The 19,719-nt window shown below is 60.3% G+C and carries 17 protein-coding genes; 3 read left to right on the top strand and 14 right to left on the bottom strand.

The features are described from left to right. Positions 1-3 precede the first annotated feature (3 nt). The 14 genes from G9X48_RS04745 to G9X48_RS04810 form a co-directional block, all read right to left on the bottom strand. Positions 4-1,098 (bottom strand): alkylhydroperoxidase domain protein, encoded by a 1,095-nt coding sequence (locus tag G9X48_RS04745; RefSeq protein WP_097641463.1) that lies wholly within the window; start codon positions 1,096-1,098, stop codon positions 4-6. Then, entirely contained in the window at positions 1,095-2,141 is a 1,047-nt protein-coding gene (locus G9X48_RS04750) for a putative FMN-dependent luciferase-like monooxygenase (protein ID WP_097641462.1), read from the bottom strand. The genes G9X48_RS04745 and G9X48_RS04750 overlap by 4 nt, the downstream gene beginning before the upstream one ends. Further along, positions 2,138-3,748: an ABC transporter ATP-binding protein gene (locus tag G9X48_RS04755; protein WP_097641461.1), complete on the bottom strand. Its 1,611-nt coding sequence runs from the start codon at positions 3,746-3,748 to the stop codon at positions 2,138-2,140. The genes G9X48_RS04750 and G9X48_RS04755 overlap by 4 nt, the downstream gene beginning before the upstream one ends. Beyond that, the gene (locus G9X48_RS04760) at positions 3,748-4,596 is read right to left on the bottom strand and encodes an ABC transporter permease (protein WP_015386742.1); all 849 of its coding nucleotides are present in this window, start codon (positions 4,594-4,596) and stop codon (positions 3,748-3,750) included. Before G9X48_RS04760 ends, G9X48_RS04755 begins: the two co-directional genes overlap by 1 nt. Then, positions 4,596-5,540 carry an ABC transporter permease gene (locus G9X48_RS04765; protein WP_105629566.1) on the bottom strand — a complete coding sequence of 315 codons (945 nt, stop codon included), beginning with the start codon at positions 5,538-5,540 and terminating at the stop codon, positions 4,596-4,598. Before G9X48_RS04765 ends, G9X48_RS04760 begins: the two co-directional genes overlap by 1 nt. Then, entirely contained in the window at positions 5,540-7,156 is a 1,617-nt protein-coding gene (locus G9X48_RS04770) for a TIGR04028 family ABC transporter substrate-binding protein (protein ID WP_105629565.1), read from the bottom strand. Before G9X48_RS04770 ends, G9X48_RS04765 begins: the two co-directional genes overlap by 1 nt. Before the next feature lie 146 nt (positions 7,157-7,302). Further along, on the bottom strand, positions 7,303-8,490 hold the full coding sequence (locus G9X48_RS04775; protein ID WP_004386947.1) for a carbohydrate porin: 1,188 nt from the start codon (positions 8,488-8,490) through the stop codon (positions 7,303-7,305). Positions 8,491-8,605: 115 nt separating this feature from the next. After that, positions 8,606-10,126 carry an alpha-N-arabinofuranosidase gene (locus G9X48_RS04780; protein WP_097641458.1) on the bottom strand — a complete coding sequence of 507 codons (1,521 nt, stop codon included), beginning with the start codon at positions 10,124-10,126 and terminating at the stop codon, positions 8,606-8,608. A 12-nt stretch (positions 10,127-10,138) separates the two neighbouring features. After that, positions 10,139-11,542, bottom strand: coding sequence for an MFS transporter (locus G9X48_RS04785; protein ID WP_032989606.1), 1,404 nt, complete (start codon positions 11,540-11,542; stop codon positions 10,139-10,141). Positions 11,543-11,947: 405 nt separating this feature from the next. Then, the gene (locus G9X48_RS04790; protein WP_032989605.1) at positions 11,948-12,277 is read right to left on the bottom strand and encodes an SMR family transporter; all 330 of its coding nucleotides are present in this window, start codon (positions 12,275-12,277) and stop codon (positions 11,948-11,950) included. A gap of 4 nt (positions 12,278-12,281) precedes the next feature. After that, the gene (locus tag G9X48_RS04795) at positions 12,282-12,851 is read right to left on the bottom strand and encodes a TetR/AcrR family transcriptional regulator (RefSeq protein ID WP_032989604.1); all 570 of its coding nucleotides are present in this window, start codon (positions 12,849-12,851) and stop codon (positions 12,282-12,284) included. Positions 12,852-12,974: 123 nt separating this feature from the next. Continuing rightward, positions 12,975-13,112: a DUF2474 domain-containing protein gene (locus G9X48_RS04800; protein WP_004387121.1), complete on the bottom strand. Its 138-nt coding sequence runs from the start codon at positions 13,110-13,112 to the stop codon at positions 12,975-12,977. Further along, the gene (gene cydB / locus G9X48_RS04805; protein ID WP_097641457.1) at positions 13,112-14,122 is read right to left on the bottom strand and encodes a cytochrome d ubiquinol oxidase subunit II; all 1,011 of its coding nucleotides are present in this window, start codon (positions 14,120-14,122) and stop codon (positions 13,112-13,114) included. The genes G9X48_RS04800 and cydB overlap by 1 nt, the downstream gene beginning before the upstream one ends. Then, on the bottom strand, positions 14,122-15,531 hold the full coding sequence (locus tag G9X48_RS04810) for a cytochrome ubiquinol oxidase subunit I (RefSeq protein ID WP_004387119.1): 1,410 nt from the start codon (positions 15,529-15,531) through the stop codon (positions 14,122-14,124). The genes cydB and G9X48_RS04810 overlap by 1 nt, the downstream gene beginning before the upstream one ends. Positions 15,532-15,728: 197 nt before the next feature. On the opposite strand from G9X48_RS04810, the gene G9X48_RS04815 reads away from it, so the two are divergent. The 3 genes from G9X48_RS04815 (at position 15,729) to G9X48_RS04825 (ending at position 19,712) form a co-directional block, all read left to right on the top strand. Continuing rightward, complete coding sequence (locus G9X48_RS04815; RefSeq protein ID WP_097641456.1) at positions 15,729-17,150, top strand: PLP-dependent aminotransferase family protein; 1,422 nt, start codon at positions 15,729-15,731, stop codon at positions 17,148-17,150. A 389-nt stretch (positions 17,151-17,539) separates the two neighbouring features. Then, positions 17,540-18,685: a putative ABC transporter substrate-binding protein YdcS gene (gene ydcS / locus G9X48_RS04820; RefSeq protein ID WP_097641455.1), complete on the top strand. Its 1,146-nt coding sequence runs from the start codon at positions 17,540-17,542 to the stop codon at positions 18,683-18,685. Between the two features lie 13 nt (positions 18,686-18,698). Beyond that, positions 18,699-19,712 carry an ABC transporter ATP-binding protein gene (locus tag G9X48_RS04825; RefSeq protein ID WP_032989601.1) on the top strand — a complete coding sequence of 338 codons (1,014 nt, stop codon included), beginning with the start codon at positions 18,699-18,701 and terminating at the stop codon, positions 19,710-19,712. Positions 19,713-19,719: the final 7 nt, after the last annotated feature.

Raw genomic sequence — 19,719 nt, forward strand, 5'->3', positions numbered from 1 at the left:
AGATCAGGCAGGAATAAAAGGCTCGCCGAGCGTCAGCATCAGCCGGTTGGCCCAGGCGAAAAACGCGGTGGCCTGCACCAGATCCAACAGTTCCAGGTCGGTCAACGCCTGCTCACGCAGCGCGGCCACGTGCGCAGCACCTGCCGTGGCGGGGGTGGCCGACAGCGCCGCGCTGAAATCGATAATCGCCTGCCAGCGCGCCGACTGTCCGGCGCTCAGGCTCCCGCCCGGCGCCACCTCCAGCAAGCGCTGCACCGCATCATTATCTTTTGAGAGCTGGCTTGCCTTACGGGCATGGACCGAGGCGCAGTAAATGCAGCCATTCACTTTGCTCGCGACCGTCGCCGCCAGCTCGCGCTCCGCCCGCGACAGCCCGCCTGGGGTGTAGAAAATCCCTTTGTCCGTCAGCGTTCGCGCCTCCAGCACGGGCAGGTTACGCGCCAGCAGGCGGAAATAGCCGGAATCCTGATGCCCGAATCGGCGCAGCGTCTCCTGCTCATCCGGGCTGAAGGCGGCGAACGGTTTCGGTGCAAGCCACGGCTCCCAGTCCAGCTCATCCTGCGTGAAGGCGGTCGGGGCAGGCTGTCCACTGTGCGTGGTGGGCGCGGTATGCCAGCGGCCCGCGGGCGGAATGGCGGTTTCGCCCGCCACGCGCCCGCCGTTAATCAACCGGTAGCCGCGCAGCAGTCGGCTCTCAAAACTGACGAACGCCACCACCTGCGCGAGCGTCACAATGGCTTCTTCGCTGAATCCGGCTTCCGTCAGCGCCGCGATTTCCTGCGCGGTCGTCTGCACCGGATGAAACGTGAGGATCTCCGCATGGCCGAGCGCGACGGAGAGACGCGCGGGCGGTGCCGGTTCGTCTTGCAGCAACGCCGAATAGTGCGCAGACAGCGCCTCATCCTCATGCCAGCGCGCCACCTCGCGGGCGAGATGCAGGCGCTCGGCACGGGTGAGATCGCTTGCGCCGTTAAACAGCGCCTCGCGGCTGCGGGCAATATTTAACGTGGCGGCGTCGCGGGTGCCGCGCGCCAGCGCCAGCGGGGAGCCGGGGGCGATATCCGCCAGGGTATCGAGAAGATCGGGCGAGCGGGTCATAAGGTTTCCTTGATCGGGTTAGGGGTGGAGACATCAAACGGGACGGCCTGTTTCCAGCCAAGCGCGGGGGCCACCTGCTGCGCCAGCAGTGAGATGGAGCGCAAGATAAACGGGTGCGGCGGATCGATGGAATGCACCTGGAACGACAGATCGGTGGCGCGTGCGAGCGCCGTATCGCGCGACAGCGTGGCGAGCGTTTCCCGCGGCGTGCCGAGATGCACATCGAACGCGGCGATATAATCTTCCAGCGTCTCGCCCGTAAGCCGGTGGCCCTGCGCGCGGAACTGGGCGGCCTGGGCCGCCAGCCCGGTTTGCGCGAAGCGGCGGGCGTCGTCACTGTTATCCGTCACAAACGCGGTGCGCGAGGCCATAATGCGCGGCGCAACGCCTGCGGGCAGCGCATCGAGATAAGCGTCGATAATCGGGTTTTGCAGCGCGTCCAGCGGCATATCCGGCTCGCCCGCCGGGCGCGGCTGGGTGCGTGACAACATCAGGCCGTCACCGGCGCGTCCGGCACGCGCGCCGCCATCCACTGAAAACGTCGCCTGCCAGAGCCGCAGGCGCAACCCGCGCGCCGCCGGGTAGAGATGATTATCGGTGCCCGCCAGCGGCTCATCGTTCAGCGCCGCGCGCAGCAGCGCCAGATGACGCCCATACGCCTCGCCACGTTCTTCGCTTTGCAGCCCGAACGGCGGGAACGAGGAGGGCGTGCCGCCGGAGCCCAGCCCCAGCTCCACGCGCCCGTCACTGAGCAGATCCAGCACGGCGGCGTCTTCCGCCACGCGCAGCGGCGATTCCATCGGCAGCGTAATGATCCCTGTACCGAGCCGGATGCGCCGGGTCTGCGCCGCCACGTGCGCTAAAAACAGCAGCGGCGAGGGCAGCCCGCCTTCCGCTTCATGAAAGTGATGCTGCGCCACCCAGGCGGTGTCAAAACCGCTGCGCTCGGCGTGCAGGATCTGCTCGGTGGCGAGGCGGTAGCGCTCGGCCGCGCTGACGCGGTCCAGCAGGCGGGTGAAAAAACCTAAGCGTTTTTGGGTCATGCGACATCCTTATTCAACGGGCGGGGGGCCGGAATGGCGTTAAGCAACTGGCGCGTGTAGTCGTTTTGCGGCGCGCGGAAGACCGTGGCGACATCGCCATGCTCCACAAGCTTTCCGGCGCGCAGCACCGAGACCTGATGCGCGAAGCGGCGCACGGTCGCCAGATCGTGAGAGATAAACAGGTAGGTGAGGCCAAGCTCATCCTGCAGGGTTTCAAGCAGCGACAGGATCTGCGCCTGCACGGTGACATCCAGCGCTGACGTCGCCTCATCAAGAATGACGATTTGCGGGCCGGGGATGAGCGCCCGCGCAATCGCGACGCGCTGACGCTGGCCGCCGGAGAGCTGATGCGGCTTATGCGCCAGCAGCGCAGGGGCCAGCGCCACGCGCTCGGCCATGTCATAAACCTTCTCGCGCCGCTCGGCGCGGGAGAGGCGGGTAAAGTTGCGAAGCGGCTCCTCAATGATGGAAAAAAGACTCTGGCGCGGGTCGAGGGACGAGAACGGGTTCTGCCACACCATCTGAATCGTCTGGCGCAGCGGGCGTCGCGCCTCGCGGCTGAGCGTGGCGTAATCGTTACCATCAATCGTCACCGTGCCGCTGACCGGTGTCTGAAAGCCGAGCAAAATGCGCGCCAGCGTGGTTTTGCCGCTGCCGGATTCGCCCACCAGCGCATGGGTCATGCCGCGCTCCAGCGTCAGGTTTACCGCGTCCAGCGCGGTCAGCGTATGGCCGCCGCCGAGCGTAAAACGCTGCGTCAGCGCGCGGATCTCCGCAGCCGGTGGGCCATTTCGCGCCGGGCGCGTCCGAAAACCGTCGGCGAACGCCGGGGCGTCGGCAAAGAGCTGCCGGGTATAGGCCGCGCGCGGCGCGTGGGTAATTTGCGCGGCACTCCCAATTTCCTGGATCTCGCCATGACGAAACACCAGCAGCCGGTCGGCGCGCGAGGCGGCGAGCGCCAGATCGTGCGTGATAAACAGCACGGCGGTACCGGCGTCGCGACGCAGTTCATCCAGCAGATCGAGAATGCGCGCCTGCACCGTCACATCCAGCGCGCTGGTGGGCTCATCGGCGATGATAAGCGCAGGCTTCAGCGCCAGCGCAATGGCGATCAGCACCCGCTGTTTCATACCGCCGGAGAGCTGGTGCGGATACTGCCTCGCCCGCAGCGCCGGTTCGCTCAGGCCGACACGCGCAAGCAGCGCCACCACTTCCGCGTCACGCGCGCGACGGCTAAGCCCGGTGTGAAGCGCTAACACCTCCGCGACCTGATCGCCGATGGTTTTCACCGGGTTCAGCGAACTGCCGGGATCCTGCGGCACCAGGCTGATAACTTTGCCGCGCAGCGCGTTCATCCGCCGCTCGCTTGCGTGGGTTATCGTTTCGCCGTTCAGGCGGATATCCCCGCCCAGCCAGACGCCGTTTTCGCCCGCAAGCCCGATAATCGTCTGCGCGAGCGTCGTCTTGCCGGAGCCGGATTCGCCGACAATCGCCAGCACTTCGCCGGGAGCGACGGAAAAAGAGACGTTATGAACCACGCGGCGCACGTCGCGCCCGTGACGCCAGCCGAGGCTCAGATTGCGCACGTCCAGTACAGGTTCGCTCATCATGCTCTCCGGGTGTAATAGTGGCTGAGGGTATTGGCGGCCAGCACCACGGCGATCGCCGCAAGGCCGGGGAAGGTGGTGAGCCACCAGGCGGTTGAGAGATAGTTGCGCCCTTCGGCAATGAGCAGCCCCCATTCCGGCGTGGGCGGCGGCGTGCCGTAACCGAGAAAGCTCAGCGTGGAAAGCGCAAGAATGGCGTTGCCAAACTGGAGCGCCGCGAAGGCCAGCACCGAGGTCAGCGAATTGGGCAGGATATGTCGCCACAGCGTGCTGAAGAACGTGCCGCCGCAGGCGATCGCCGCCTCGACATAATCGGTATGCCGCACGCGGACGACTTCGGCGCGGGCAAGACGCGCAAAGCTCGCCACCGAGGTGACGCCCACCGCCAGCGCGGCGTTCACCGTGCCAAAACCAAGCAGAATGATGACGCACAGCGCCAGCAGCAGGCCGGGGATCGCGAGCAGCACATCCACCAGCCGCATCAGCCATTGCTCTGTGCGCCCGCCCGCGGCACCGGCGACGACGCCATAGAGCGTGCCTGCGCCAAGCCCCAGCGCGACGGCCACCAGCGCGCCGCTGAGCGTATGCGACGCGCCCCAGACCAGCCGGGCGTAAAGATCGCGCCCCAGTTGATCGGTGCCGAGCCAGTGTTCGGCCCCTGGCGGCAGACGCTGCGCGCCCGGCGTGCCGGTGAGCGGATCAAATGCGGTGAAAAGGGACGGAAAGAGCGCCCACAGCGCGGCCAGCAACAGCGTAAGCCAGGCGAGCATCAGCCCTGGCGGCAGGGGCGGGCGGCGCAGAAAACGCGTGCGGCGCGCCCGGACATGCGAGAGGTCAAGTGTGGTCATCAGGCGGCCCTCCGCGACAGTGACAGCCGGGGATCGAGCAGCGGATAGAGCAGATCCACCAGCAGATTGATGAGTACAAACCCGAGCGCCACCACCACCACAATCGCCTGTAACACCGCCAGATCCTGATTATTCACCGCGTCGCGGGTCAGTTGTCCGAGCCCGTTTAAGCCAAACACGGTTTCGGTCACCAGCGCGCCGGCGATAAGTTCACCCAGCAGCAGGCCCGCGACGGTCAGCACCGGCAGCAGGGCGTTGCGCGCCACGTGACGCCACAGCACGCCGCGGTGGCTGGCGCCTTTGGCGCGCGCGACGGTGACAAACGGCTGGTGCATCACCACGTCAATATTGCGAATCAACAGTTGCGCCAGCGGGGCGCTGATGGGCACCGCAAGCGTCATCACCGGCAGTATCAGCCCCTCCCAGAAGCCCGGATTAATCACCGGGATCAGCCGCCACTGGAAAGAAAAAAGCTGAATAAGCGTAATCCCGAGCCAGAACGTCGGCACCGCGACAAACAGCGACGGCAGCGCCGCGAACGCCCGACGCAGCGCGCGCCCGTAACTCAGCGTGGAGAGCGCGGCGAGCAGGACGGCGATAACCAGCGCCAGCGTAAACCCGAGCGCGGCGAGGCGCAGCGTGGCGGGGAGGCTTTCGGCGAGCAGGGCGCTCACCGGTACGCCCGCCTGAAGGGAAAAGCCGAAATCACCACGCACCGCGCCGCCGAGGCTTTCCAGATATTGCCGCCACAGCGGCGCGTCCGCGCCGTAGGCTGTGCGCATCTGCGCTATCTGGGCAGCGTTTAACCCCAGTTCCGGGTTCTGAAACTTAATGGCGATCGCATCGCCCGGCAGCAGTTGCAGCAGCACAAACGAGACGGTAAAGCTCGCCCACAGCACCAGCAGCGCCTGACCGACGCGCGCGCCGAGATAACGCCCGTCCATCAGTGTTTCTCCAGCCAGACACCGTAAAAGCTCGGACGGCCTACCGCTTCAAACGTGAGGTTTTTCACCCACGGCGCGGCGGCGTAGACCTGCGGCTCTTCGAAAATCGGAATGATGTAGGCGTTATCAATGAGATACGCCTGCGCGTCGCCCGCTGCCGCGAGACGTTTTTGCGGGTCAACCTCCGAGGCGATGGTGGTGAGCAGCGCATTGAGTTTGTCGTCGATAAAGTTGGTTTTCTGGCTCAGGCCGCCTTTTTGCAGCAGCGCGTCGCGGTTTAACGGGTGGAACTGGCTTTTGATGACGTCCGGATCGGCGCGGCCCACTTCCACCACGTTAACCGGCGTTTTGGCCGGATTCAGGCTGTCCTGCGCTTTGGTGCCCGCGTCGCCCGCGCGCACGTTGAGCTGCACGCCCACTTGTTTCCACTGCTGCGCCACCAGTTGCAGCACCTCTTTATTCTGCGGCTGCGGCAGCGATTCATAGACGGTCAGGCTCAGCGGCTGTCCCGCTTTGGTTCGGATCCCGTTCGCGCCTTTTTGCCAGCCCGCTTCGTCCAGCAGACGGTTCGCAAGCGCGGGGTCAAAGGTCAGTCTGGCGCTTAAATCGCGATAGCCAGGCGCGCTTTTCGCCACCACAGAAGTAGCGACCGGATAGTTCGGTGAAAAGAGAGTATCGACAATCTGGCGCGCGTTGGTCGCGTGAAGCAGCGCCTGGCGCACTTTCAGGTCAGCCACCAGCGGGTTGGCGGGGCGAAAGGCGATGCTGTCATTGACGCCACGGGTCGGCGCGGCATAGATGGGGAACTGCTGATCCGCCGCCTGTTTTTCATCATACGCCTGCACCTGGCGAATGGCGTCCGCCTGGCCTGCCAGCAGCGCGCCGATGCGCACGCTGTCTTCGGGCGTCACCACAATCTTAATGCCGTCGAGATTCGCCGGGCCTTGCTGCGTGCTGTTCTGCGGCCCCCACCGGTAATCCTTGCGCGCGATAAGATTCACCTCGCGGCCCAGCGTCTCGCTTTGCACCACAAACGGGCCGGAGCCGATGATATGGCGCGCGTCGCCAAGCTCATCAAGATTGCGCGCGAGCGTACTGAGCGACACCAGCCCGGAGCCAATCGCCGAGGTGCCCTGTAAAAAACCGGGCGAGGGTTTGCTGAAATAAAACTTCACGGTCAGCGGATCGATGACTTCGCTGCGCTGATAGTTGTTAATCACCTCGGAAACCGGCAGGCGCTGCGCCTTATTGCCAATCCCGTAGGTATCAAAGTTTTTCGCCACGGCATTAGCGTCAAGTGGCGTGCCGTCAGAGAACGTCACGCCGGGGCGGATTTTAAAGGTGTATTCGGTTTTATCCGCGTTACTGCTCCAGGACTGCGCTATCCACGGCTCTATCTCCAGCGTTTTCGGGTTCTGCCAGGTGAGCTTATCGGTTATCTGGTTCAGGATGCCGCCGTTGGGGTAAAAGCCGCCTGCGGGCGGGTAGAGCGTCGTGTGCGCCTGCTGCTCCAGATAAATCAGCGTGCCGCCTTTCACCGGCGCGGCGCTGGCCGTATTGATCAGACCAAACGCGAGGCCGAGCGCCACGCCGCGCGCGGTAATGGAAAAGTGCATGGTGAATGTCCCTTATCGTCCGTTGTTATTAACTGTCTGTCGACGTTATAAAAACGCAGGGCGTCAGGGATGAGAACCAACAAAAATCGCTATCTAAATGCGGAAAATATATTTGGCCCCTCCGCGGGCGCGAAGGGGCAAAGGCGTCAGAAGAAATATTTAAAGCGCACGCGTGCGCCGTAGCGGTCTTTATCGCCTTCGTTATCGTAGTCGCTCTCTTTAAGCGAGAGCTGCGACCAGTAAGCGCCGAGATAGATATTGAAGTTGTCCATATCCATCACGTTGGTGAAACCGTAGGAGAGATGCACGGTGTGAATGTCATATTTGCCGGGGTATTTCAGCTGGCCGTCTTCTTCACCGACGCTCGACATATTGAAGTCATCAATATTGTTGTGCGCGTAGATATAACCAAGCTCCAGATGACGCCACAGCACGTTGGCCCCGGCGCTGAAGTCGGTTTCGTCATCGGCGTCCATATACGCGGTATTGATGTTAATCACCGTACCGTCGTCCGGATCGTTCTTCAGGCTGTTCCAGGTGAAGGTCGCGCCATAGCCGGTGCGGTCTGACTGATCCTGAAAACGCCCCTGGGCGTCGTTATAGCCGTAAGCGTTGCTCACCACGTTGGTTTCCATCGCCACGGCGGCGGAGAAGTGGTCGTCGCGCCACGCAACCACCGGGCGCATATAGATAACGTTCTTTTTATTCTCCAGCGCGTTGCCGTGATAGGTATCGTCGGCAAACAGCGTGGTGCCGTCTTTCACCATATTGTTCAGCTCGAAATACCAGTTGCCGTATTCGCCGCTGAACTGCACCGCGCCGCCGTTGCTGCTGCGCCCGCGGCCCTCTTTCATCATGTAGACGTAGCCGAAGCCGTCGCCGTAAATATCGTTCGCGGTGTTGCCGGAATACTGAATAAAGGTGTCCTGATTGAGCGGGAACATATCGTAGGCTTCAAAACGACCGACCTTGATTTTCCAGGCCTGCGGCTGGCCGAAGTAAAACGCCGCGTCATCAAGATTGGTGTGCCCCGACAGATCCGCGAGCGGCTGCACCGTGAAGCCTGCGAAATTGCCGTTTTTCTCGCGGTAACCATCCACGCCCAAAAGAATACGGCCGTTGACATCCCATTTTTCATGGTCGCCCGGTTTCCAGTCTTTATCGTCAGAGGTGCGCAGCGACGTAAGCTGCCCGGTGCGGCTCGCCGCATCGACGTTAAACTCCACGTCGCCGTAGAATTTCAGATCGCCCTGCGGCGTATTCACTTTCATTTCCGCCATCGCGCAGGGCGCCAGCAGGCTGAACACACAGGGCAGTACCATCATCTTTTTCATCGTGTCTCTCTTATTGTTGTCAGTTTTTGGGCATAAGGCGGCCTTACCGCCGTTCGTAAACGGCGGTGCGGGCTTCTCAGAGGTGATTCAGCGCATCACGCGCGGGGCGTACTCCTTACGCGCGGGCGACCGACAGCGTGATGCGATTCCAGGTCAGCGGCGCGAGCGTGAGCGTGTTCTCACGCAGGCTGCCGTGCGGGTAATCGATAATCTCCGGGCGCACGCGGTTCGGATCGTCGAAAGTGTTTTTCGCGTACAGATCGTCGCTGCGCAGCACGCTGTGCTCTTTCAGACGGCAGTCGCTGAAGGCGGGCAGGTTGATATCAAGCTCATAAGCGGTAGTGAAATCGCAGTTCACGGCGAAAATATAAATTTCGCCGCGCGCCTCGTTATACACCACTGACGACTGAACGCTGCGGGCGTCGCCATATTTGCTCGCAAACGTTGGCACCGGCAGCTGGTGGCGCAGCACCACGCCGTCGCTGACGCTCGCGACCATCTCAAACGGCCAGTAGAGCGTCTGGCAGAGCGCGCCTTTGCCAGGCTCGGTGAAAATCGGCGCGATGACGTTCACCAGCTGCGCCAGGCTCGCCATTTTCACCCGGTCGGCGTGGTTCAGCAGCGAGCAGAGCAGGCCACCCATCACTAGCGCGTCGAGGAACGAGTAGCGGTCTTCCAGCAGCGGCGGGGCCTCACGGAAGCGGTTCGCCGGATCTTTCATCGGCGCGTCCCACGGATCGCCGCGCAGATACCAGACGTTCCACTCGTCAAAGGAGATCATCATCTCTTTATTGCTGCGCCGCACCGCTTTGGCGTAATTGGCGGTGCTGACGATGGTTTCGATGAAATTGTCCATATTGACGAACGAGGCGAGGAAATCGGTCTCGCTGCCTTCGTTCTCGTAATACTGGTGACAGGAGATAAAATCGACGTAATCGTAGAGTTCTTCCAGCACGATACGGTCCCACTCCGGGAATGTGGTCATCGCCGAGCTGGAGCTGCCGCACGCCACCAGCTGCGCCTTAGGGTCGATACAGCGCAGGATTTTCGCGGTTTCGCGCGCCTTGTGCGCATACTCGCGGGCGTTCATTTGCCCGGTCTGCCACGGCCCGTCCATCTCATTACCAAGGCACCACAGGCGGAAGTTATACGGCTCGCGGCGGCCATGCTGAATGCGCAAATCGCTGAGCGTCGTGCCGCCGGGATGATTGCAATACTCGGCGAAATAGCCCGCCTCCTGCGGCGTGCCGGTGCCGAGGTTCACGGCGATCATCGGCTCGACGCCGGTTTTTTCGCACCAGCGCGCAAACTCATCAATGCCAAACTGGTTGGTCTCTTTACTTATCCAGGCGTAATCGAGGCGCACCGGGCGATCTTCCTTCGGGCCGATGCTGTCGCGCCAGTTAAAGCCGGAGACATAATTGCCGCCGGGGTAGCGTACCGTGGTGACGTGCAGCCCTTTGACGAGATCAATCACGTCCTTACGAAACCCGTCCTCGTCCGCGAGCGGGTGCTCCGGCTCATAGACGCCGGTATAGACCGCGCGGCCCAGATGTTCAATGAACGAGCCAAACAGGCGCGGGTCGATGGCAGAAATCACGTTCTGCGGGTCGAGCGTAAATGAAAGCGTGGTCATAACGTCTCCTTATTAACGAAGGGCGGCATCGCTGGCATATTTGCCGACGCTCAGGTCATCCTGAATTTTCTGCATCGTCTTTTTGTCGAGCTTATAAAACAGGAAAATGGTGGAGGTCAGTACGCCGCCGATGGCCGGAATAAAGGTAATCAGCATCATAATGGCCTGCTGTGTCGCGGGTGCCTGCACGGCGGCTTCAGGAACATAATGCGTGGCGGAAAGCACCAGCGCGGTAATGGCACCGCCGATGGCGAGGCTGACTTTCAGCGCGAACAGGTTGCCGGAGGCATAAATACCGGACATGCGTTTTTTGAGTTTCCATTCGCCATAATCGTCGGCATCGGCGATAAACGACCAGAATACCGGAACGGTAATCGCGCCAATCCACGCACGCAGCGTATTCAGAATAAAGATCAGCATCACATTTTGCGGGTCGACAAAATAAATCACGACGGAAATGGCGGCCGTAATAAAACCGACGGCGATATACAGTTTCACTTTACAAATATAACGGGTGACGAAACTCGTCGCGAGATTACCGAGCACGCAGGCGACCACGCCAATACTGATAAACAGCGTCGTCATGGTGTTGTCGAGATGCATTAAATATTTGGTGAAATAGATAGTCGCGCCGCCGCAGACGAACGCCGGAATACAGCCAATAAACATCCCGGCGACGACCATCAGCCACTGGTCATTTTTAAAGGCCGAGCGGAAATTACGCACGATATTTTCCTGCTTTTCGCGCTGCGGCATAATGCGCTCGCGGGTATTAAAAAAGCAGAGTAAAAACAGGCACAGGCCGATAACCGAGAACATCGCGTTGGTAATAAAAAAGCCTTTTTGCTGGTTGCCGCCGCCCAGATAATCGACCAGCGGCAGCAGCGTCAGAGAGCAGAGCAGCACGGCGCTGTTAGCCATGGTGAAGCGATAGGACTGGCAGGCCACGCGGTCTACCGGGTTCGCGGTGATCACGCTGCCAAGCGAGCAGTAAGGAATATTCACGGTGCTGTAGAGAATGGAGAGCAGCAAATAGGTGACGAAAGCGTATATCTCTTTCGCGCCGGTGCTTAAATCCGGCGTATAAAACGCAAAAATACAGATGGCGCAAAAAGGCACGCAGCCGTAGAGGATCCACGGGCGAAAACGGCCGTGGCGGGTCGGGTAACGGTCCGCCAGCGCGCCAATGACCGGATCAATAAACGCATCGAGCAGCCGCACCACTAAAAACATTGTGGCGATAAGGGCGGCGTTTAAGCCAAATATATCGGTATAAAACCAGGTTAAAAACATGGTTACCGGCCCCCAGCTCATATTGCAGGCCGCATCACCAAATCCGAAACCTAATTTCTCCCGGACCGTCAGTCGGTCCTGGGCAGGCGTCACTTTATCCAGCACTGCTGATTGCTGCACCATGATAAACCTCGTTAAATGAAATACCTGAAAGCCAGGGTGAGCATAAGGTAGCGGAGGAATACCCGGTGCGATGTGGCGCGCTTTTTATATTTTATAAATACCGCTTCCCATCCATATAAATGACAAAAAAATACATACCGCTATTTCGAATGAAAATAAGCGCGGCGAGATAATTGGTTTCTTATGGTGATTATCATTTCACGGAATAGTCGCGGAAATTTCAAATGATATATTTATTTGCCGCTGCGCTTATAGGCTTAATAATACTATGCCTATATTTACGCAGGTAATAAAACTATTTCCCGGCTTAGGATTATCCTTAGGTCGAGAAAGCAATAAAGCCAGGACTGGCAGGGAGTAATAATAAGAAAAGGTGATAGCCGGGCAACTGTGCCCGGCGGAAAATCAATGCGCGACGGCGTGGGAGAACAGGTTTATCACGAGTACGCCCGCGATAATCAGCCCCATGCCGAGCATGGCAGGCAGATCGAGCTTCTGGCCGAGAAAAATCCAGCCCACCACGCCAATCAGCACAACACCGACGCCAGACCAGATAGCGTAAATAATGCCGGTCGGAATGGTGCGCATGGTGACGCTTAAACACCAGAACGCGATGCCGTAACAGACCGCCGTTACCAGCGTCGGCACCAGACGGGTAAAGCCTTCAGAGAGCTTTAAAAAAGTCGTGCCAATCACTTCACACACAATCGCCACAGAGAGCAGCAGCCAGGTCATGATGTTACTCCGTCATTGCCAGTAGAGTTTCGATTAACGCCGCCCGATCGTCAGGCGGCACCGTGTGGTCGCCGCAGAGCGCGGCAAACCAGAATCCATCTGCCGTCATGCGGCAGAGCAGCCGACGCCGTGCCTTCTCAGGCGAGGTATGTTCGTCGTCGTCGCGCGGCAGGGCGTCCCGCAGAAAGACGCCCCAGCGTTGCTGAAGGGCCGGGTCGGCGAAAATCGCCGTCATTAGCGCGCGTTGCATGGCCTGTTCACTGTCCGGCATTTTTCTGACACAGGCATGAATATAAGCGCGGGTGGCGCGGCCGTTCGGGTTCGGATCCTGCGCCATCAGCGTCTGGATCTCTTCCAGCAGCGCCTGTTCAAGGTGGTGCATCACGCCGTCCACCAGCGCCTGGCGGGTCGGGAAGTGGTGCTGTAAACCGCCTTTGCTGATCCCGGCGCGGCGAATGACTTTTTCCTGCGTAAGGCCCGTCAGACCTTGCTCGGCGATAACCCCGGCGGCGCATTCCAGCAGCGTCTGGCGCAGCGCCTCGGGTGATTTTGAACGATGATGTGCTTTGCTCATAATAAACAATCCGTCTGGATGGATTGTTTAATCGTATCGCCTGCACAGACAACTTTCAATAAACGGAATTTAAACGCGGTGGGGGAAGAAAAAGGCCAGCGCGAAAGCTGGCCTGAAAGAAGATTAGTGGGTTTTTAACCCGGCGGCGCTCATCAGCAGGCGCAACACCATGCTGACCGCGCCGAGCGCCAGAACGCTCGCGGACCAGATGACCACCAGCCACAGCAGCTTTTTCCAGCGCGGCGAATCGTGATGTTCCATCAGTGATAGCCCTCCCCATGCTGAACTTTGCCGCGGAACACGTAGTAGCTCCAGAAGGTATAGACCAGAATTATCGGGATAATCAGCAGCGCGCCCACCAGCATAAAGCCCTGGCTTGCCGGCGGCGCGGCGGCCTCCCAGAGCGTGATATCAGGCGGAATGATGTGAGGCCAGATGCTGATGCCAAGCCCGCTGAAGCCTAAGAAAATCAGCCCCAGCGTCAGCACGAACGGCAGCGTGTGGCTCTCAGAGTCCGCAAGCTTGCGCCACAGCCAGAGGCTGAACAGCGCCACCAGTACCGGCACCGGCAGCAGGAACCAGAGATTAGGCAGCGTGAACCAGCGATCGGAAACCGCCTGATGGGCGATCGGCGTCCAGGCGCTGATAATGGCGATCACCGCCAGCAGCGCCAGCAGCAGCGAACGGGCGAGGCGACGCATATTCTGGTGCAGCTGGTTTTCACTCTTCATGACAATCCAGGTTGCGCCGAGCAGTGCATAGGCCACCACCAGCCCCACGCCGCAGAAGAGGTTAAATGGCGTCAGCCAGTCGAGCGCCGAACCGCTGAAGGTGCGGCCGGTGACTTTAAAGCCGTTGATCACCGCGCCCACCACTACGCCTTGGCAGAAGGTCGCCAGGATCGAGCCGCTCAGAAACGCCTTATCCCAGAAGGGCCGATGGGCGGGCGTCGCTTTAAAGCGGAACTCAAACGCCACACCGCGAAAGATAAGACCAATCAGCATCAGCGTCAGCGGAATGGTCAGCGCGTCGATAATCACCGCGTAGGCCAGCGGAAACGCGCCGAACAGACCCGCGCCGCCCAGCACCAGCCAGGTTTCGTTGCCGTCCCACACCGGGGCCACGCTGTTAACCATCACATCGCGGTCGTGACCGTCACGCACAAACGGGAACAGAATGCCGATGCCGAGATCAAAGCCGTCCATCACGATATACATCAGCGTGGCGAAGACGATAATCACGAACCAGATGATGGAGAGATCGATGCCCATTACGCTTTCTCCTCTGCGCTATCCAGAGATTCGCCTGCCGCCGACAGCGGACGCGCGGGTCTGCCGTCGGTGCTGGAAGGGATATCATCCAGCGGCTGCGGCCCTTTTTTAATCAGTCGTACCATGTAGCTGTAGCCGACGCCGAAGACCGAGGTGTAGACCACGATAAAGGCGATAAGGCTCAGGCTCATCTGCAGGTCGCCGTGGCCGGAAACCGCGTCGCGGGTGCGTTGCAGCCCGTACACCACCCACGGCTGGCGGCCCACTTCGGTCGTTACCCAGCCTGCGAGAATGGCAATCAGCCCGGCAGGCCCCATCCAGAGCGCGAAGTGGTGGAAGGGGCGAGACGTGTAGAGGCGGTTCTTGTAGCGCAGCCAGACGCTAATCACACCAAGCAGGATCATCAAAAGCCCCATCGCCACCATAATGCGGAACGACCAGAACACGATGGTGGAGTTCGGCCGATCTTCTTTCGGGAACTCCTTAAGCGCCGGCACCTGTTTATCGAGGCTGTGGGTCAGGATAATGCTGCCGAGTTTTGGCACTTCCAGCGCGTATTTGGTGCGTTCTTCGTCCATATCCGGGATGCCGAAGAGCGTCAGCGGCGTCGCCTCGCCCGGCGGGTTCTCCCAATGGCCTTCAATGGCCGCGATTTTGGCGGGCTGATGTTTAAGCGTATTCAGCCCGTGCATATCGCCAATCATCGCCTGAATGGGAGCGACTATCAGCGCCATCCACAGCGCCATAGAGAACATGCGGCGAATCGCGGGTGTATCGTTGCCGCGCAGCAGATGCCAGGCGGCAGACGCGCCGACAAAAAACGCACTGCTTAAAAACGCCGCTATCGACATATGCAGCAGGCGGTACGGGAAGGAGGGGTTGAAAATCACCGCCACCCAGTCCACCGGCACCACCTGGCCGTTGTGGATCTCAAAGCCCTGCGGCGTGTGCATCCAGCTGTTGGAGGCGAGGATCCAGAAGGTCGAAATCAGCGTGCCGAGCGCCACCATGCAGGTGGAGAAAAAGTGCAGGCCGGGGCCGACTTTGTTCCAGCCAAACAGCATCACGCCGAGGAAACCGGCTTCCAGGAAGAAGGCGGTCAACACTTCGTAGGTCAGCAGCGGGCCGGTAATGCTGCCCGCGAACTGCGAAAAGCCGCTCCAGTTCGTACCGAACTGATAGGCCATCACCAGGCCTGAGACTACGCCCATCCCGAAGTTAACGGCGAAAATTTTCGACCAGAAATGGTACAGCGAGCGCCATACCGGATTTTTTGTTTTCACCCACAGTCCTTCCAGCACCGCCAGATAGCTGGCGAGACCGATAGTGATAGCGGGGAAAATAATGTGGAAAGAAACAGTAAAGGCGAACTGAATCCTTGCCAGATGAAACGCATCTAAACCAAACATGCAAACCTCATGACATAATGTTGTCCGCGATCATGGTAATCCGGGGCAGCACGAACGTGCAGAAACAGAAAAACGTTATTTGACTATAACAGTTAAATAAAAAGTTGCGATTTTGCTTGCCTGATCTAACCAGACGGCACGATGATACGCGCTCTGCGTTAACCCCTTGTGAATGCGGCCGGATGCCGCGAGGTGCGATGAAAAAATACCAGCGGCTGGCTCAGCAGATAACCGATCAGATTGCGCTCGGGGTGTGGCACCCTGGCGACCGGCTGCCGTCCCTGCGCGAGCAGGTGGTGAGCAGCGGCATGAGCTTTATGACCGTGAGCCACGCCTATCAGACGCTGGAAAGTCAGGGGATCATCGTGGCACGCCCGCAGTCCGGTTACTACGTCGCCCCGAAGCCCACGCCGCGCGCGCCGCAGGCGCTCGAACAGGTGACCCGCGACGAACAGGTCGACATCAACACCTATATTTTTGACGTGCTCCAGGCGAGCACCGACGCCGCCGTGGTGCCGTTCGGCTCGGCGTTTCCCGATCCGCGCCTCTTTCCACTGGCGCAGCTTAACCGCTCGCTCTCAAGCGTCAGCCGCTCGGCCAACGCCATGAGCGTGATTGAGAACCTGCCGCCGGGCAACGAGGCGCTGCGCCACGCTATCGCCCGGCGATACGCGATGCAGGGCATGAACGTCTCGCCCGATGAAATTGTCATTACCGCAGGGGCGCTCGAAGCCTTAAATCTGAGCCTCCAGGCGGTGACCGAGCCCGGCGACTGGGTGATTGTCGAAAACCCCTGTTTTTACGGCGCGCTTCAGGCGCTGGAGCGTTTACGGCTGAAGGCGCTCTCTGTGGCGACCGACGCGGTCAACGGCATCGATCTCGCGGCGCTCGAAAAGGCGCTGCAGGAGTACCCGGTGAAAGCCTGCTGGCTGATGAGCAACGCCCAGAACCCGCTCGGCTTTACGCTGAGCGCGCAGAAAAAACAGCAGCTGATGGCGCTGCTTTCGCGCTACAACGTGGTGCTCATTGAAGATGATGTTTACAGCGAGCTTTACTACGGGCGCGAGAAACCGCTGCCGGTGAAAGCCTGGGATGACCAGGGGCTGACGCTGCACTGTTCGTCGTTTTCCAAATGTCTGGTGGCCGGGTTTCGCATCGGCTGGGTGGCGGCGGGCCGCCATGCGCAGCGCATCCAGCAGCTTCAGCTGATGAGCACGCTCTCTACCAGCTCGCCGATGCAGATGGCGCTGGTGGATTATCTCGCCACACGACGCTACGACACCCACCTGCGGCGTTTGCGCCGCGTGCTGGCGGAGCGCAAACAGGCGGCGTGGCAGTCGCTGCGCCGTCACTTTCCGCAGGCCGTTAAAATTCACCGCAGCGAGAGCGGCTATTTCCTCTGGGTAGAATTGCCCGCATCGCTGGATGCAGGAAAGCTTCACGAGCAGGCGCTGGCGCACCAGATAAGCATTGCGCCCGGCAAAATGTTCACCACCAGCGCGCGCTGGCATAACTATTTTCGCTTTAACGCCTCCTGGGCGTGGGGCGAGCGCGAAGAGCAGGCGGTGAAGACGCTCGCGCGGCTCATCCGCGAGGCAATGGCGAAAGCGCCGCAATGAAGCGATAAACGCGCGAAATAACCTTTCGGTAATGCGCGTTTATATTCTCAAATAAAGAAAAGGTTATTGCCGAAATAAAAAACCATGCCTGATTCAGGCTTATTCCACAGCGATTATTTCTGTTAATCGTCTTTCCGCTCGGGCATATGAAATCATAATAGTTAACGGAAAAGGCTTCACATCGCTAAGCGCCTGTCTACACTGTGAAAAACCACCACCTGATTTATGCAACGACAGCGCTGAAACAATAAAGAGTGCGCGGTTTGTCACAACCTGAATAAATTCCGCCAGCGCCCGCAGGCGCGTTTATCTGTGCCTGTATATGGTTATTTTGGGAGATATTTTTACGGCACGGCGGCCGACTCATCATTCAGACAGGAGCAACGACCATGACCAAATCCTTCGCGCTTAGCGCGGCCGCCGCGCTGTGCCTGACGACCAGTATCGCCAGCGCCGCCGAGCCGCCTTCCCAACTCGGCCAGGGGGAAGGCCGCCTCGATATTATCGCGTGGCCGGGCTATATCGAACGCGGCCAGACCGACAAAGCTTATGACTGGGTGACGGAGTTTGAAAAATCGACCGGCTGCGCGGTGAATGTCAAAACCGCCGCCACGTCCGATGAAATGGTCAGTCTGATGGCGAAAGGCGGTTACGATCTGGTCACGGCCTCCGGCGACGCCTCGCTGCGCCTCATTATGGGCAAACGCGTACAGCCGATTAACACCGCGCTCATCCCGAACTGGAAAAATGTCGACCCGCGCCTCGTCAAAGGCGAATGGTTTAACCTCGACGGTAAAGTCTACGGCACGCCCTACCAGTGGGGGCCAAACCTGCTGATGTATAACACCAAAGCGTTCCCGACGCCGCCGGACAGCTGGGCGGTGCTGTTTGTGAAACAAACGCTGGCGGATGGCAAATCGAATCAGGGCCGCGTGCAGGCTTACGACGGGCCAATCTATATCGCCGACGCGGCGCTTTACGTCAAAGCGACCCAGCCTGAGCTCGGCATCACCGATCCTTATCAGCTGACCGAGGCGCAGTATGGCGCGGTACTGAAAGTGCTGCGCGATCAGCATCAGTTGATCCATCGCTACTGGCATGACACCACGGTACAGATGAGCGATTTCAAAAACGAAGGCGTCGTGGCCGCCAGCGCCTGGCCATACCAGGCGAACGCGCTGAAAAACGAAGGCCAGCCTATTGCCACCGTTTTCCCGAAAGAGGGCGTGACCGGCTGGGCCGACACCACCATGCTGCACGCCGACGCGAAACACCCTAACTGCGCCTATCAATGGATGAACTGGTCGCTGACGCCGAAAGTGCAGGGCGATGTCGCCGCCTGGTTTGGCTCGCTCCCTACAGTGCCGGAAGGCTGTAAGGCCAGCACGCTGCTCGGCGAGAAAGGCTGCGAAACCAACGGCTTTACCTTCTTCGACAAAATCGCCTTCTGGAAAACCCCGGTGTCGCAGGGCGGGAAATATGTGCCCTACAGCCGCTGGACCCAGGATTACATCGCCATCATGGGCGGGCGCTAAGCGCGGGGGACGTATGGCTTACGCAGTGGAGTTTCAGCAAGTTTCCAGGCGCTACGGCGACGTGCGCGCGGTTGACAACGTCAGCATGACGATTGAAGACGGGGAGTTTTTCTCGATGCTGGGGCCGTCCGGCTCCGGCAAAACCACCTGCCTGCGGATGATTGCGGGCTTTGAGCAACTGAGCGACGGCGCTATCCGCCTGTTCGGGCGCGAAGCCAGCGAGCTGCCGCCGTGGGAGCGCGACGTTAACACGGTCTTTCAGGATTACGCGCTGTTTCCGCATATGTCGGTGCTGGAGAATGTCGCCTACGGGCTAATGGTCAAAGGCGTCGATAAAAAAACGCGGCTTGCCCGCGCCCGCGAGGCGCTGGAGCGGGTGGCGCTCGGCTTTACCCATGCGCGCAAGCCCTCGCAGCTCTCCGGCGGGCAGCGCCAGCGCGTCGCCATCGCCCGCGCGCTGGTCAATCAGCCGCGCGTGCTGCTGCTCGACGAACCGCTCGGCGCGCTCGATCTCAAACTGCGCGAGCAGATGCAGGTGGAGCTGAAAAACCTGCAACGCTCGCTCGGCATTACGTTTGTGTTCGTCACCCACGATCAGGGCGAGGCGCTGTCGATGTCCGACCGGGTGGCGGTGTTTAATAACGGGCGTATTGAGCAGATTGACGCGCCGCGCGAGCTCTACATGCGCCCGCGCACACCGTTTGTCGCGGGCTTTGTCGGCACCGCCAATGTGCTGAGCGAATCCATGATGCGACACCTCGGCGGCGAGCCAGGCACCTTTTCGCTGCGTCCTGAGCATATCCGGCTTAACGAACCTGGCGACATCCAGGTGCGCGGCACGGTGCAGACGGTGCAGTTTCAGGGCGCGGCCACGCGCGTAGAGCTGGCGCTTGAGGGCGGCGAAAAACTGCTGGTAAGCCAGGCGAACCCGTCGCCCGTGGCCGATGCGTCGCTACCGCGGGCAGGCCAGGCGGTGACCGCCTCCTGGGCGCGCGCCGCCATGATCCGGTTGCAGGGAGAGGGGTGAGATGGAC

Origin of the sequence: Cronobacter sp. HA18006, assembly GCF_011605445.1 — a bacterium.
Lineage (GTDB): Bacteria > Pseudomonadota > Gammaproteobacteria > Enterobacterales > Enterobacteriaceae > Cronobacter > Cronobacter sakazakii.

Excerpts from the sequence above, each read along its gene's own strand:
- G9X48_RS04745 (WP_097641463.1), bottom strand. The coding sequence starts at position 1,098 with ATGACCCGCTCGCCCGATCTTCTCGATACCCTGGCGGATATCGCCCCC.
- G9X48_RS04750 (WP_097641462.1), bottom strand. The coding sequence starts at position 2,141 with ATGACCCAAAAACGCTTAGGTTTTTTCACCCGCCTGCTGGACCGCGTC.
- G9X48_RS04755 (WP_097641461.1), bottom strand. The coding sequence starts at position 3,748 with ATGAGCGAACCTGTACTGGACGTGCGCAATCTGAGCCTCGGCTGGCGT.
- G9X48_RS04760 (WP_015386742.1), bottom strand. The coding sequence starts at position 4,596 with ATGACCACACTTGACCTCTCGCATGTCCGGGCGCGCCGCACGCGTTTT.
- G9X48_RS04765 (WP_105629566.1), bottom strand. The coding sequence starts at position 5,540 with ATGGACGGGCGTTATCTCGGCGCGCGCGTCGGTCAGGCGCTGCTGGTG.
- G9X48_RS04770 (WP_105629565.1), bottom strand. The coding sequence starts at position 7,156 with ATGCACTTTTCCATTACCGCGCGCGGCGTGGCGCTCGGCCTCGCGTTT.
- G9X48_RS04775 (WP_004386947.1), bottom strand. The coding sequence starts at position 8,490 with ATGAAAAAGATGATGGTACTGCCCTGTGTGTTCAGCCTGCTGGCGCCC.
- G9X48_RS04780 (WP_097641458.1), bottom strand. The coding sequence starts at position 10,126 with ATGACCACGCTTTCATTTACGCTCGACCCGCAGAACGTGATTTCTGCC.
- G9X48_RS04785 (WP_032989606.1), bottom strand. The coding sequence starts at position 11,542 with ATGGTGCAGCAATCAGCAGTGCTGGATAAAGTGACGCCTGCCCAGGAC.
- G9X48_RS04790 (WP_032989605.1), bottom strand. The coding sequence starts at position 12,277 with ATGACCTGGCTGCTGCTCTCTGTGGCGATTGTGTGTGAAGTGATTGGC.
- G9X48_RS04795 (WP_032989604.1), bottom strand. The coding sequence starts at position 12,851 with ATGAGCAAAGCACATCATCGTTCAAAATCACCCGAGGCGCTGCGCCAG.
- G9X48_RS04800 (WP_004387121.1), bottom strand. The coding sequence starts at position 13,112 with ATGGAACATCACGATTCGCCGCGCTGGAAAAAGCTGCTGTGGCTGGTG.
- cydB (WP_097641457.1), bottom strand. The coding sequence starts at position 14,122 with ATGGGCATCGATCTCTCCATCATCTGGTTCGTGATTATCGTCTTCGCC.
- G9X48_RS04810 (WP_004387119.1), bottom strand. The coding sequence starts at position 15,531 with ATGTTTGGTTTAGATGCGTTTCATCTGGCAAGGATTCAGTTCGCCTTT.
- G9X48_RS04815 (WP_097641456.1), top strand. The coding sequence starts at position 15,729 with ATGAAAAAATACCAGCGGCTGGCTCAGCAGATAACCGATCAGATTGCG.
- ydcS (WP_097641455.1), top strand. The coding sequence starts at position 17,540 with ATGACCAAATCCTTCGCGCTTAGCGCGGCCGCCGCGCTGTGCCTGACG.
- G9X48_RS04825 (WP_032989601.1), top strand. The coding sequence starts at position 18,699 with ATGGCTTACGCAGTGGAGTTTCAGCAAGTTTCCAGGCGCTACGGCGAC.